Below are 13,643 nucleotides of genomic sequence, written 5' to 3' on the forward strand. Positions count from 1 at the left end.
TCCGCTACCGGGTGCTCACTCGCTCCGGGTGCCCAGGTGGTGCACCTGGACCATGTTGGTGTTGCCGGGGATGCCGGGCGGGGAGCCGGCGGTGACGATGACCGTCGCGCCCTCGGCGAGCCGGCCCATCTTCAGCAGCTCGCGGTCGACCTGGGCGACCATCTCGTCGGTGGTCTCGACCTGCTCGGTGACGTGCGCCTCGACGCCCCAGCTCAGCGAGAGCTGGCTGCGGGTGGCGGCGTCCGGGGTGAACGCGATCACCGGGATCGGCGAGCGGTAGCGGGACAGGCGGCGGGCGGTGTCACCGGACTTGGTGAACGCCACCAGTGCCTGGCCGTTCAGGAAGTCGCCGAGCTCGCACGCGGCGCGGGCGATGGAGCCGCCCTGGGTGCGCGGCTTGCGGCCCGGGTTGAGCGGCTGCAGGCCCTGGGAGACGAGCTCCTCCTCGGCCTTCTCGCAGATCCGGCTCATGGTGCGGACGGTCTCGACCGGGTACTTGCCCACGCTGGACTCGGCGGAGAGCATCACCGCGTCGGTGCCGTCCAGGATGGCGTTGGCGACGTCCGAGACCTCGGCGCGGGTCGGGCGCGAGGCGTGGATCATCGACTCCATCATCTGGGTGGCGACGATGACCGGCTTGGCGTTGCGGCGGGCCAGGGTGATCAGCTGCTTCTGGACCAGCGGCACCCGCTCCAGCGGGTACTCGACGGCCAGGTCGCCGCGGGCGACCATGATGGCGTCGAAGGCGAGGACGATCTCCTCCATGGCCTCGACGGCCTGCGGCTTCTCGATCTTGGCGATGACCGGCACCCGGATGCCGACCTCGTCCATGACCTCGTGGACGTCCTTGATGTCGGCCGCGTTGCGGACGAAGGACAGGGCGACCATGTCGACGCCCAGGCGGAGCGCGAAGCGCAGGTCGTCCTTGTCCTTCTCGGACAGGGCGGGCACGTTCACGGCCGCGCCGGGCAGGTTGATGCCCTTGTTGTTCGAGAGCACGCCGCCCTCGACCACCACGGTCCTCACCCGCGGGCCGTCGACGCTGACGACCTCCAGGGCGATGACGCCGTCGTTGATCAGGATCGGGTCGCCGGGCTTCACGTCGCCGGGCAGGCCCTTGTAGGTGGTGCCGCAGATGTGCTGGTCACCGGGGACGTCCTCGGTGGTGATGGTGAACTCGTCGCCGTTGTCGACGGTCACCGGGCCGTTGGCGAAGGTCGCCAGACGGATCTTGGGACCCTGGAGGTCGGCCAGGACGCCGATGGCCTTGCCGGTGTCCTCCGAGACCTGGCGGACCTTGCGGAACCGCTCCTCGTGGTCCGCGTGGTTGCCGTGGCTCATGTTCAGTCGGGCGACGTTCATGCCCGCCTCGACGATGGCCTTCAGCTGTTCGTAGGAGTCCGTCGCCGGACCCAGGGTGCAGACAATTTTCGCTCGGCGCATATGGGTCAGTCTATCCGTTCGTGTTATAGGTGCATTCGGCACGAATCGTGAGGAATCGCCGACGAAGGATTCCGCGGAGCGAGACGACGGTGTGTCAGTCCCCGGACCGTCTCACCCCTCGGACCGTTGGTGCACCAGGGCGAAGGCCTGGCGGGCGATCTCCAGTTCCTCGTCGGTGGGCACCACGGCGACCGCCACCCGGGAGTACGCCGGCGAGATGATCCTGGGCTCCGCGGAGCGCACCGAGTTCAGCTCGGGGTCGACCGCGATGCCCAGCTCGTCCAGCCCTGCGGTGGCCGCCGCGCGCACCGGCGCCGCATTCTCCCCGACACCCGCGGTGAACGCGATCGCGTCCACCCGGCCGAGCACCGCGTAGTAGCCGCCGACGTACTTGCGCAGCCGGTGCACGTACGCGTCGAAGGCCAGCCGGGCGTCCGCGTCCCCGGCCTCGGCCCGGCGCATGATCTCGCGCATGTCGTTGTCGCCGCACAGGCCGCGCAGGCCGCTGCGGCGGTTGAGCAGGTCGTCGATCTCGTCGACGGACAGTCCGCCGACCCGGTGCAGGTGGAACACCACGCCCGCGTCGATGTCACCCGAACGGGTGCCCATCACCAGGCCCTCCAGCGGGGTGAGGCCCATCGAGGTGTCCACGCACCGGCCGCCGGCGACCGCCGAGGCGGAGGCGCCGTTGCCCAGGTGCAGCACGATCACGTTCACCTCGGCCGGGTCCTTGCCGAGCAGCCGGGCGGTGGCCCGCGAGACGTACTGGTGCGAGGTGCCGTGGAAGCCGTACCGGCGCACCCGGTGCTCGTCCGCGACGCCCCGGTCGATCGCGTACCGGGCCGCGTACTCGGGCATCGAGGCGTGGAAGGCGGTGTCGAAGACGGCCACCTGGGGGAGGTCCGGGCGCAGCGCCCGCGCCACCTCGATGCCGGTGATGTTGGCCGGGTTGTGCAGCGGGGCGACCGGGATCAGCCGGCGGACCTCCCGGAGCACCTCGTCGGTGATCACGGTCGGCTCGGTGAACCGCTTGCCGCCGTGCACCACCCGGTGGCCGATCGCGGCCAGCTCCGGGGAGTCCAGCCCGACCCCGTCGGCGGCGAGCTCCTCGGCGACGGCCTTCAGCGCGGCCGAGTGGTCCGGGAAGACCTGCACGGCCTCGCGCGGCCCGCCCGAGCGCGGGGTGTGCACCAGCCGGCCGCTCGGCTCACCGATCCGCTCGACCAGCCCGGAGGCGAGCCGGGCGCCGTCCAGCATGTCGATCAGCTGGTACTTCACCGACGAGGAGCCGGCGTTCAGCACGAGGACGCGGGTACCTTCGGTCATGCCTGCGGCTCCTTGCGGTCCTGGGACTGGATGGCGGTGATCGCGACGGTGTTGACGATGTCCTCGACCAGCGCGCCGCGGGAGAGGTCGTTGACGGGTTTGCGCAGGCCCTGCAGCACCGGCCCGACCGCCACCGCGCCCGCCGAGCGCTGGACCGCCTTGTAGGTGTTGTTGCCGGTGTTGAGGTCCGGGAAGATCAGCACGGTGGCCCGGCCGGCCACCGGCGAGCCGGGCAGCTTGGTCGCCGCGACGTGCTCGTCCACCGCCGCGTCGTACTGGATCGGGCCCTCGACCAGGATGTCCGGCCGAAGCTCGCGGACGAGCTCGGTGGCCTTGCGGACCTTGTCGACGTCGGCGCCGGAGCCGGACGTGCCGGTCGAGTACGAGAGCATCGCGACCCGCGGCTCCACCCCGAACTGCGCGGCCGTGGCGGCGGACTGGATCGCGATGTCCGCCAGCTGCTGGGCGTCCGGATCCGGGTTGACGGCGCAGTCGCCGTACACCAGCACCCGGTCCGCCAAGCACATGAAGAAGACGCTCGACACGATCGCCGCGCCCGGCGAGGTCTTGATCACCTCGAACGCGGGCCGGATGGTGGCCGCGGTGGAGTGCACTGCGCCGGAGACCATCCCGTCCGCGATGCCCTCCTGCACCATCAGGGTGCCGAAGTAGGAGACGTCCGTCACGACGTCCAGCGCCAGCTCGACGGTCATCCCCTTGTGCGCGCGCAGCCGGGCGTACAGCTCGGCGAACTGGCGGCGCAGCGGGCTGGTGGTCGGGTCGACGACCCGGACCTGCGCCCGGTCGGCGTCCGGCTGCTCCTGCGGGAGGTTGATCCCGAGCCCCGCGGCCTTGCGGCGCACCGCGTCGACCTCGCCGAGCAGGGTGAGGTCGCAGATGTTGCGCCGCAGCAGGATCTCCGCCGCGCGCAGCACCCGCTCCTCGGTGCCCTCCGGCAGGACGACGTGCCGCCGGCCGGCCCGGGCCCGCTCCAGCAGCTCGTGCTCGAACATCATCGGGGTGACCCGCTCGGACCGGCCGACCTCGATCCGGCTGGTCAGCTCGACGGTGTCGACGTGCAGTTCGAACAGGCCCAGGGCGATCTCGGCCTTCCGCGGACTGGCCGCGGTGAGCTTGCCCTCCAGGTGGGTCAGCGTGGCGGCGGTCGGCCAGCTGCCCTCCGGGACGACCGCCACCGGGGTGCCCGGGGCGAGCCGCGCGGCCAGCGCCATCACGTTCGGGCCGGGGTGCTGGCCGAGCGTCAGCAGCACGCCGGCGATCGGCGGCGCCCCGGCGGCGTGCGCGGCCAGCGAGCCGATCACCAGGTCGGCGCGGTCCCCGGGGGTGACGACCAGGGCGCCCTCGGTCAGCGCGTCCAGGAAGGTCGGCAGCATGGCGCCGCCGAAGACGAAGCCGCGGACGTCGCGGGCCAGGCCGGCCGCGTCCCCGAGCAGCACCTCGGCGCCGGTCGCCTCGACCAGCTGGGCGACGGTCGGCGCCGCCAGCGCGGGCTCCTCCGGGATGACGTAGGCGGGGATCGGCAGCTTCTCGGTCAGCTTGCGCTGGATCCGCTGCTTGGCGCCCGGGGCGACCCGGTTGGCGACCATCGCCAGCGTCTCGCAGCCCAGGTCGGTGTACGCCCGGTGGGCGTTGCGGACCTCGGCGACCACGGCCTCCGGGTCCTCGGCGTGCCCGCCGACCACCGGCAGCACGGCCGCGCCGAACTCGTTCGCCAGCCGGGCGTTGAAGGCCAGCTCGTCCGGGATGTTGGTGTCGGCGAAGTCGGTGCCGAGCACCAGCACCGCCTGGCAGCGCCGCTCCAGCGCGCGGAACCGGTCGACCAGCGTGGACACCAGCTCGTCCTGCCCCTGCGCGGCCTGCAGGGCGGCCGCCTCCTCGTACGTCAGCCCGTACAGCTCGGCCGCCGGCAGGTCGATCCGGTAGCGCCCGCGCAGCAGCTCCACCACGTGGTCCGAGCCCACCGCCCCGGGCGCGTGCGCGTGCACCAGCGGCCGGAACACCCCGACCCGGTCCACCTGGCGGGTGAGCAGTTCCATGACCCCGAGTTCGACGGCCTGGCGGCCGTCCCCCCGGTCGATCCCGGTCACGTACACGCTGCGCGCCACGCCGGATTCTCCGTCCCGTCGTCTCAGCTGGTGGTCATGTCGACCATACCTTCGCACCACGAACACCCGCCCGCGAGCAGAACCACCCCCGGGGAGCAAGGGACGAAGGTCATGATCGCGGCGGACGGCGGTTCGTCGAGCGCCGGACGCGCCACGAACCGCCGGTCCGACCTGGAGGGATCAGCGCTGGGTCGGAGCTCCGGAGCGCTCGGGGCCCACCAGCTCCACTGATGCTCCACGTGGGCCTTCCGTTACGAATGCCCGGACCACGCGCCTGTCCAGCAGCCACCCGTGTGGATGTTCGAGGGAGTCGGACGGTCCGACTGTCCATCCGTCGGCGATGAGACTGTTTCGCAGCCGGGTCACCACTTGCGATGGTCGGAGGCCGTCGACGCTGCCGATGGAAAGCTCCCTGCCGCAGTCGTGCAGAGCACAGCCCCCGGAGGTTCCGGAGTCGTGTTCGATGGTCAGCCCGGGCGGAATCGGAAGCTCGGCAAGGCTCGGGTAATAGGGATTGGCGGAGATGTAGAACGGATAGGCGGTTGCGATGACCACGCTGATCGTGGCCTGCCCGGCGAGGGTGACCATCGTCCCGCCCAGGCGACCATCGGGACTGATGGGGCGGATGCCGCGCAGTCGCCGTTCGGTCAGCACGCCTGCAATGGACACAAGGATCGAGGTGAACGGATATGTGACCGTCACCTCGGCCGCCGCAAGTGGTGCCCACCACTCATAGTCCAGCCCGATCAGTACGATCGCCTGCCCGAGCAGAACGGCAGCCACGACCATGCCGACCAATCGCGTGCGGGACAATGCCGCCCAGCACCCCAGCGGACACAGGACGTACAGCCACCACAGGACCTGGAACAAACGAACCCCCTGCTGTCGAATTCCTTCTCGAAAGGATCCTGGGCCGTCCGGGACGGGCGCGACGCCCCGCCCCGGACGACGGTCGGGTCAGGAGAAGGTGCAGGTCATGATCCCGCTGCCGCAGATCTCCCGGTTGGCGCGGTCCCAATGCGCCTTCCAAGCAGTGATGTTGCCCGTCACCAGAGGGCCGAAGTGGCCGTAGTGGTCGCCCTTGGCGTCGTAGAACGCGCGGTAGGACTCACTGCTGGGGTCGATGCCTCCGTTGTAGAAGCCGTAGAGCAGGTCGTAGGGGGCGTAATCCCGGATGCTCTCCTGAGGGAGCTTGGGCAGCTCCACGGTCTCCAGGTACTTGACGTAGTACGCAGCCGCAGTCATGTCCAGATCGGTCTGATCGCGAAGGTCGGCCCACTCGTGCCCCTTGAAGACATTCGGGTATGCCTTCGCGATGTAGTCCCAGGTCACCGGCTTGATATTGGTGAGGCCGAGCGAGGCCACCCCGTCACCGCCGTGTCCGGGCCACAGGTGTACCGCCGACAGCGCCGCAGCTCGCTTCTCGTACTCCAGGTAGACGTCGAGACCGTAGTCGCGGACCATGGGCACTTCCTTGCCACTGGTTTCCATCAGCGCGATGGAGTAGACCAGTCGCGGATCGACGTTCGCTTTGGAGGCCGCGATGACCGCCGTCTGCATCAGGATGGACGGCTGGCAGCTGAGGTTCTCGAACTTGGCGTTGGCACAGTCCCCGTAGGTCCTGCTCATGGCCGCTTGATAGTCGCTGTTCAGAACGTAGCGCTGTTTGCAGTTGTACTGCTCCCAGGGGCTGTCGCACTTCCCTCCACCAGGCGCTCCGGCTCCTCCTGTGATCTCCGTCGCGTTCGCACAGACTTGCCCAGTTGCCGCATCGCACCAGCCCTTGTCGGCGGAGGCCTTGATGCCGGCCCTGTTCGCGGCCTCGGCTGCTGCCGCGGCGTCCTGCTGGGCCTTGGCGATCGCAGCCTCGGCCGATGTCGCCGAGGCATCCGCTGCCGCAGCTGACTGCTGGGCCTGGTTCGCCGCGGCACGGGCTGTTGTGGCCGCTTTTCGAGCGCCCGCCGCGTCCCGTTCAGCGGTGGTGGCCGAAGCGCTGGCCGAGGACGCATCGCCGGCGGCGTCCTTCGCCGACTGGTGCGCCGCACTCTGGTCGGCCTTGGCCTGGGTCACCAGCTGGTCGCTGTGCGCGGCGGCCTGGACCGCGACCGCCGAGTCCGCGGTCGCGGAGGCAGCGGACTTCATGGCGTCCGCGGACGATTTGGCTGCCGATGCAGCCGACTTGGCTGCATCTGCGGCGGCCTGAGCGGCGAGTTTGGCTTCCCCGTCGGCCTTGTCGGCCGCCTGCTGGGCGGCCACCGCGGCGTCGGCCGCCTGGACAGCCCGAGCCTGGGCGACCTCGGCCTGCTGCTGAGCGACCGTCTTGGCCGCCTGGGAGGCCAGTGTGGCCAGGCCCGCGGCCGAGTCGGTGTTGGCGTACGGCGCGCTGAGGTCGATCGCCTTGTCGGCGGGAGCGGCAACGGTCGCTGCTGCGGTCGATGCTTGCTGGGCTGCCTCGGATGTCGCCGCCGCCTTGCCGGCAGCGATCGCACTCTCGGAGACTGCGCCGTCCGCCTCGGACCGGGCTGCCGTCGCCCGCTCCAGTGCCTCGGAGGCGGTCTTGGTGGCCTGGTCGGAGGCAGTCTGGGCGCCTTGGGCGTTCGTTGAGGCCTGGGCCGAGGCCTCGATCGAGTCGGCCGCCGCTGCGTGCGCGTCGGCGGCGGCTGCGGATGCCGCCGCCGTGTCCGAGTCCGCCTTGTCCGAGGCGGCCTTGGCCCGGGCCGAGGCCGCATTGGCCGCGTCGGCAGCCTTGCGGGCTTTGCCTGCTGCGATCGTCGCGGTCCCGGCCGCACTACGGGCCTGGTTGGCGGCGGTGACCGCAGCGGCCGCGTCCGCCTTGGCCCGGTCAGCCGCAGCTCGTGCTGCGGCTGCGTTCGGGCCACCGACAGCGGCTGCCGCAGCGGCTTCGGCAGCACTGGCTCGGGCGTCCGCAGCGTTCTCGCTCTGCTCCGCCGTCAGGGCCTGCTTTCGCGAGGTATCGGCTGCTTGTTCCGCCTGTTGTGCCGCGCTCTCGTTGGCTGCCGCAGTCCCGGCCGCTGCTGCAGCATCCTTCCGCAGGTTCTGAGCCGTGGCGGCCTTCTGCTGGGCGAGTGTCTCCGCCTGCTGGGCCTTAGCGCGCTGGGTGTCGGCGGTGGCCTTGGCGGTGGCTGCGTTCTGCCGCTCCTTGGCGGCCTTGGCGGCGCTGTCGTGGGCCGCAGCGGTTGCGGTTGCGGCAGTCGTCTCGGCAGCCTGGGCCTTGACCTTGGCCGCAGCGGCGCGCTGGGCGGCGCTGGCGGCGGCGGTCGCCCGTTCCTGACTCGTGGTGGCGAGCGAAGCGGCGAGCTTGGCGTCTCCCTGCGCCATTTCACGGAGGAATTGGGCGCGGGCGGCGTGGGCCTGGGCCTTAGCGTTGGCGAGAAGCGTGGCGCTGTCGTTGACGGTGGCGTTCGTCGTGGCCAGAGCTGTCTGGATGGCGTTGGAGACAGCGGTGGCGGCCGAGGCGGAAGCCTTGGTCACCTGCGCGGACTGCAGGGCGTAGGTCAGGGCACGACCTTCGGGGGCACCATTGCTTCGGGCAGTCGCGGCGGCGGCGTCCTGGGCGGCCTGGACCTTGTCGGCGGCCTCCTTGGCCTGGCCGGCCGCCATCTTCGCGCTCTCTGCGAGTCCGGCGACCTTGGCCTTGATGATGCCGAGGTCGTGCGGGATCCGTTCGACCGGGGCGTGCCAGCTGGGGTCGGTCCTATACTGCTGGGCCCAGAGTAGCCGGTCGGCGTACCAAGCGTAGCTGAGGGCATCGTTCATGGCTTCGGAGCCGGTCCGCAGGGCTTCAAGACCTTGGATCTCGGCGGTGATGATGTCCGCGCGCGGCTGCGCCTGGGAGTTGAGTTCGTTCTGGTATTCGGTCCAGGCCGTCTCCACGGCATCCATCAGCATGTACTTGGGGTCGAACGGGTTGGTCGCGTCGCCGCTGGCCCAACGTGCCTTGATGGCCTCGACCTCGATTCGGAACTCCGGGGTTCCGGGGACGGGCGCGACGGTCGGGTACCCGTTGTACTGGATGAAGCGGCGGACGTCGTCGGCGGAGCCGTCGTTGGTCTGGCGGGCGTAGACGTCCCACAGCCAGGCCACGCTCGGCTCCTTGGCGCCGTTCTCCTTGGCGATCGCGTTGACCCGGTCCTTGGCCGCCTGATTTGCCTTCGGCGTGTCCAGTACGACGTTGACGGAGAGCAGACCCCGCCAGAACGTGGAGTTGGACGACATGTAGGAGATCACGTTGTCGTCGAAGTCGGGCTGGCGGTCGAACATCGAGAAGTCGTCGAGGAAGTGTTGCCGCCCGGCCCAACGCTGGTCCCGCGCTTGATCGGCGATCTTGGTGTCGACGACGTCCTTCGAGAGCGCGCTGTTGGGATCGTCGGCCCAGCCTCGGCTGATCCAGGCGGCCCAGACCGCGCTCATCTCGACGTCGTTACCGGAGAGGGCGGCACCGGCCTCGGTACGCATCTTGGTGCCGCCGGCGTGCATGGCGCGTGCCAGCCGGGCCCGGTTCTTGCGCTTCTCCTCCGCGTCCTTGATCGCGTCGAGCCGGGCGGACAGCGGGCCGGTCCCGACCGGATATATCACCGGGGCAGAGACCACAGGACCCGCGGCGGAAGTGTGCGGACGCTGCGGAGTCTTCCAGACCTGTGCGTCGGTGTCGTTGCAGGTCCACAGCTGGAGGTCGGTGGCGTCGGAGGTGGTGCCGCCCGGGACGTCGAGACAGCGTCCGGAGTTGGGGTTGAGCAGCGTGGTGCGCCCCCCGGCGTCGAAGCGCACTACCCATTGCTGGTTCAATCCGCCGACGCAGGACCAGAGGTGGACCGGTGTGCCGTCCGCGACGGCCGTCTCGCCGCCTGCGATGTCGAGGCACTGGGAAGCGTGGGTGACGGTGCCGTCCTGGTTCAGCGTCCAGACCTGAGCAGAGGTGCCGTTGCACTGGCTGCTCTGGACACGCGTGCCGTTGGCCGGATTGTTCCAGGGGTCGTCTACGCACTTGCCGCCAAGGGACGGGTTGGTGATCGGCCCGGTTGGCTGGGGAGCGGCGGCAGGCGGAGTGAACCACTGGGCCGTGCTGCTGTTGCAGTTCCACAGCTGGAGTGTGATGCCGTCGACGGTGGAGTAGCCGGGTACGTCGACGCAGCGGTAGCTCATCGGGCTGTAGATCCGGGGGCTGCCGTTGCTGGCGTACTGCATGATCCACTGCTGGTTCTTGGCGCCGTTGCAGTCCCAGACCTGCAGTTTGGTGCCGTTGGTGATGCCGCTGCCGTCACCCGCCGGGTTGGGTACGTCGAGGCACTTTCCCGGGGTGTTGGTCAGCGTGATCGTGCCGTAGAAGAAGTTGTCGAATATGTACGGTTCCTTGGGGTTGAATGTCCAACTCTGATTGCCCTGGTCGTTGCAGGTATAGGACACCACCGCGGCGCCGTTCCGCGTGTCACCGGCGGCGTCGTCCATGCACTTGTCGAGGCCGATGTTGCGGATGGGGCCGCTCGCCTGGGCATTGAGGTTGACCGGAGTGGCGAGTGCGGTGTTGCCGAGATCCCATGGAGGTGTTGCGGCTGAGGCTGTAGACGTTGACAGCCCGAGGATGAGCGTTACGGCCGATACGAGCGCGGCCAGCCTCGCCATGAGTGGGTGAGCTCGCCCTAATGCTCTTGGTTTCATCGAATCGTGACTCACTGTCGGATATCTCCGGACATCGCCTTGCTGACGAACCGTCTCGGATTTCCGCGTAGCCTACTGGGATCGTTCGTACTCTGTTCGAGAAATTGCTCGATCGGTCCCTCGGGTTCGCCGCTGCGCGCGCTGACCGTCGCAACGCCCCGACCGGGTGGCGGCATGGGACTCAGAGCTCCTATGCATCCAGACCCGGGAGTCCGGTGAGTCGGAGCGCGCAGGCCTCGCGGCACCACCGACGCGCGATGGTGTCGCCCTCGAGCTCGTGTGATAGCCGCGTGACGACGAGCGTATGCGCGCCGTCACGCGGCTCCGAGAGAGGGATACGGCTCGCTGGACCGTGAGCGTGCCCTCAGTCGAGGGGCCTCCCACGGGCAGCTGGGGAAGGGCTTGCCTTCACCGCGCTGACCTCGGCCGAGGTCGGCTCAGCCGTTGCTCCTGTCACACGCCCAGTTGGCAAACTCCGGACGAGAGCCTGGCTGAACTCCGTGCGGCCTGACCATGGGCATCCGGCCACGTGTTGGCAGGACTCCAGGAGACACAGGTGCGCCCTACCTTCCCCCGTCGCGTGGCGGGGTGCTACGCCGGGCGGAGCCAGAGGGTGGCGAGCGGGGGGAGGACGAGTTCGGCGGAGCGGGGCTGGCCGTCGCGGGCGACGGGTTCGGCCTTGACCGGGTGGGAGTTGCCGATGCCGCTGCCGCCGTAGGCCTCGTCGTCGGTGTTGAGCAGCTCCTCCCAGAGCTGGTCGCGGCCGTCCAGGGCGGGCAGGCCGACCCGGTGGCCGTGCCGGACGACGGGGGAGAAGTTGCAGACCGCGACGAGCGGGGAGCCGTCGGCGGCGTAGCGGACGAAGGACAGCAGGTTGTCCTCGGCGGCGCCGCCGTCGAGCCAGCGGAAGCCGTCCGGGGTGGTGTCGCGCTCCCAGAGGGCGGGGGTGTCGAGGTAGTGCCGGTTGAGGTCGCGGACCAGGCGGCGCACGCCCAGGTGTTCCCGGTGGGCCGGCCACTGCTCGTCGAGCACCCACCACTGCGGGCCCTGCTCGTGGTCCCACTCCGCGCCCTGGGCGAACTCCTGGCCCATGAAGAGGAGCTGCTTGCCCGGGTGGGACCACATGAAGCCCAGGTAGGCGCGGTGGTTGGCGCGCTGCTGCCACCAGTCGCCGGGCATCTTGGAGACGAGGGACTGCTTGCCGTGCACCACCTCGTCGTGGGAGATCGGCAGGACGTAGTTCTCCGAGTAGGCGTACACCATCGAGAAGGTGATCTCGTTGTGGTGGTACTTGCGGTGCACCGGCTCCTTGGACATGTAGACCAGCGAGTCGTGCATCCAGCCCATGTTCCACTTGAGGCCGAAGCCGAGGCCGCCGCCGTCGGTGGGGCGGGTGACGCCGTCCCAGGCGGTGGACTCCTCGGCGATGGTGACGACCCCGGGGCAGCGCCGGTAGACGGTGGCGTTCATCTCCTGCAGGAACGCGGCCGCGTCCAGGTTCTCCCGGCCGCCGTACTGGTTGGGCGTCCAGGCGCCGCCCTCGCGGGAGTAGTCGAGGTAGAGCATCGAGGCGACGGCGTCGACCCGCAGGCCGTCGATGTGGAACTCCTCGCACCAGTAGACCGCGTTGGCGACGAGGAAGTTGCGCACCTCGGTGCGGCCGTAGTCGAACTCCAGGGTGCCCCAGTCGGGGTGTTCGGCGCGCAGCGGGTCGGCGGGCTCGTAGAGCGGCTCGCCGTCGAAGCGGGCGAGCGCGAAGCCGTCCTTGGGGAAGTGGGCGGGCACCCAGTCGACGATCACGCCGATGCCGTGCTGGTGCAGGGTGTCGACCAGGTACCGGAAGTCGTCGGGGCTGCCGAGCCGGGCGGTGGGGGCGTAGTAGCCGGACACCTGGTAGCCCCAGGAGCCGCCGAAGGGGTGTTCCATGACCGGCATGAACTCCACGTGGGTGAAGTTCAGCTCCTTGAGGTAGCGCGGCAGCTCCTCGGCGATCTCGCGGTAGCCGGTGAGGTCGGGCCGCCAGGAGGCCAGGTGCAGCTCGTAGACGGACATCGGCGCCCGGTGGTGCGCGGCGCGGGCCCGCCGGGCCATCCACTCGCCGTCCTGCCAGGTGTGGCGGGAGGCGGTGACCACCGAGGCGGTGCCGGGCGGGCACTGGGCGGCGCGGGCCAGCGGGTCGGCCTTGTCGAGCACCCAGCCCTGCCGGGTGTGGATCTCGTACTTGTAGGCGGCACCCTCGCCGAGGCCGGGGACGAAGAGTTCCCAGACGCCGGAGGAGCCCAGCGAGCGCATCGGGTGCCCGGTGCCGTTCCAGTGGTTGAAGTCGCCGATCAGCCGGACCCCGACGGCGTTCGGGGCCCAGACCGCGAAGGCGGTGCCGGCGACGCCGTCGACGGTGCGCAGGTGCGAGCCGAGGGCCTGCCAGAGCTGCTCGTGCCGGCCCTCGGAGATCAGGTGCAGGTCGAGCTCGCCGAGGGTGGGCGGGCAGCGGTAGCCGTCGTGCTGGAGCAGCGGTTCGCCGCCGGGGTAGCCGACCAGCAGCCGGTAGTCCGGGACGCTGCCGCCGGACACCAGGCCGGTGAACAGGCCGCCCTGCTGGTGGGTGAGTTCGGCCGGGCCCTGGTCGGTCTCGACGACCACCCGGTCGGCGAAGGGGCGCAGCACCCGGATCGCGGTACCGCCGTGCACCGGGTGGGCACCGAGCAGGGCGTGCGGGTCGTGGTGCTGTCCGCCGACCAGCCGGTCCACCTCGGACGGGGGCAGGGGCGCCTCGGGCAGCCGCAGCACCGCGGCGCGCCCGCCGGGCCCGGCGGCCGCCGCCACCGCGTCGGCGCGCTCCGGGCCGCCCGGATCCGCGCAGCCCGGGTCTGCGCCGGCCGGGTCTGCGCCGGCCGGGTCCGCGCCGGCCGGGTCTGCGCCGTCGGTGCGTCGCTCGCCGTCGCCGTCTTCGTCGGCGGCGCTGCGCGCCCCGGCACGGGGCGGGCCGGCCAGGAAGGTGGCCGGTACGGGGCGGGTGGTGCGGCCGGGCGGGTCGAGCGGCGTCACGGCTGGGTCCTCCTGCGGCGGGGGTGG

General features: G+C 70.5%; 6 protein-coding genes. All 6 read right to left on the reverse strand.

What is annotated here, in order from left to right; genetic code table 11:
* Nucleotides 1–15: 15 nt before the first annotated feature.
* Complete coding sequence (gene pyk / locus ACIA8Q_RS20490; RefSeq protein ID WP_360204703.1) at nucleotides 16–1,443, reverse strand: pyruvate kinase; 1,428 nt, start codon at nucleotides 1,441–1,443, stop codon at nucleotides 16–18.
* Nucleotides 1,444–1,554: 111 nt separating this feature from the next.
* Nucleotides 1,555–2,769, reverse strand: a complete 1,215-nt coding sequence (locus ACIA8Q_RS20495; RefSeq protein ID WP_360204706.1) for an acetate kinase — start codon at nucleotides 2,767–2,769, stop codon at nucleotides 1,555–1,557.
* Nucleotides 2,766–4,895: a phosphate acetyltransferase gene (pta, locus tag ACIA8Q_RS20500; protein ID WP_360204709.1), complete on the reverse strand. Its 2,130-nt coding sequence runs from the start codon at nucleotides 4,893–4,895 to the stop codon at nucleotides 2,766–2,768. The genes ACIA8Q_RS20495 and pta overlap by 4 nt, the downstream gene beginning before the upstream one ends.
* Nucleotides 4,896–5,075: 180 nt before the next feature.
* Nucleotides 5,076–5,765, reverse strand: a complete 690-nt coding sequence (locus ACIA8Q_RS20505) for a hypothetical protein (RefSeq protein WP_396317517.1) — start codon at nucleotides 5,763–5,765, stop codon at nucleotides 5,076–5,078.
* A gap of 87 nt (nucleotides 5,766–5,852) precedes the next feature.
* Nucleotides 5,853–10,535, reverse strand: a complete 4,683-nt coding sequence (locus tag ACIA8Q_RS20510; protein WP_396317518.1) for a ricin-type beta-trefoil lectin domain protein — start codon at nucleotides 10,533–10,535, stop codon at nucleotides 5,853–5,855.
* A gap of 627 nt (nucleotides 10,536–11,162) precedes the next feature.
* On the reverse strand, nucleotides 11,163–13,616 hold the full coding sequence (gene glgB / locus ACIA8Q_RS20515; protein ID WP_396317519.1) for a 1,4-alpha-glucan branching enzyme: 2,454 nt from the start codon (nucleotides 13,614–13,616) through the stop codon (nucleotides 11,163–11,165).
* Nucleotides 13,617–13,643 lie beyond the last annotated feature (27 nt).

Source organism: Kitasatospora sp. NPDC051705, from assembly GCF_044453265.1.
In the GTDB taxonomy this organism is placed as follows: domain Bacteria; phylum Actinomycetota; class Actinomycetes; order Streptomycetales; family Streptomycetaceae; genus Kitasatospora.

Excerpts from the sequence above, each read along its gene's own strand:
- pyk (WP_360204703.1), bottom strand. The coding sequence starts at position 1,443 with ATGCGCCGAGCGAAAATTGTCTGCACCCTGGGTCCGGCGACGGACTCC.
- ACIA8Q_RS20495 (WP_360204706.1), bottom strand. The coding sequence starts at position 2,769 with ATGACCGAAGGTACCCGCGTCCTCGTGCTGAACGCCGGCTCCTCGTCG.
- ACIA8Q_RS20510 (WP_396317518.1), bottom strand. The coding sequence starts at position 10,535 with ATGGCGAGGCTGGCCGCGCTCGTATCGGCCGTAACGCTCATCCTCGGG.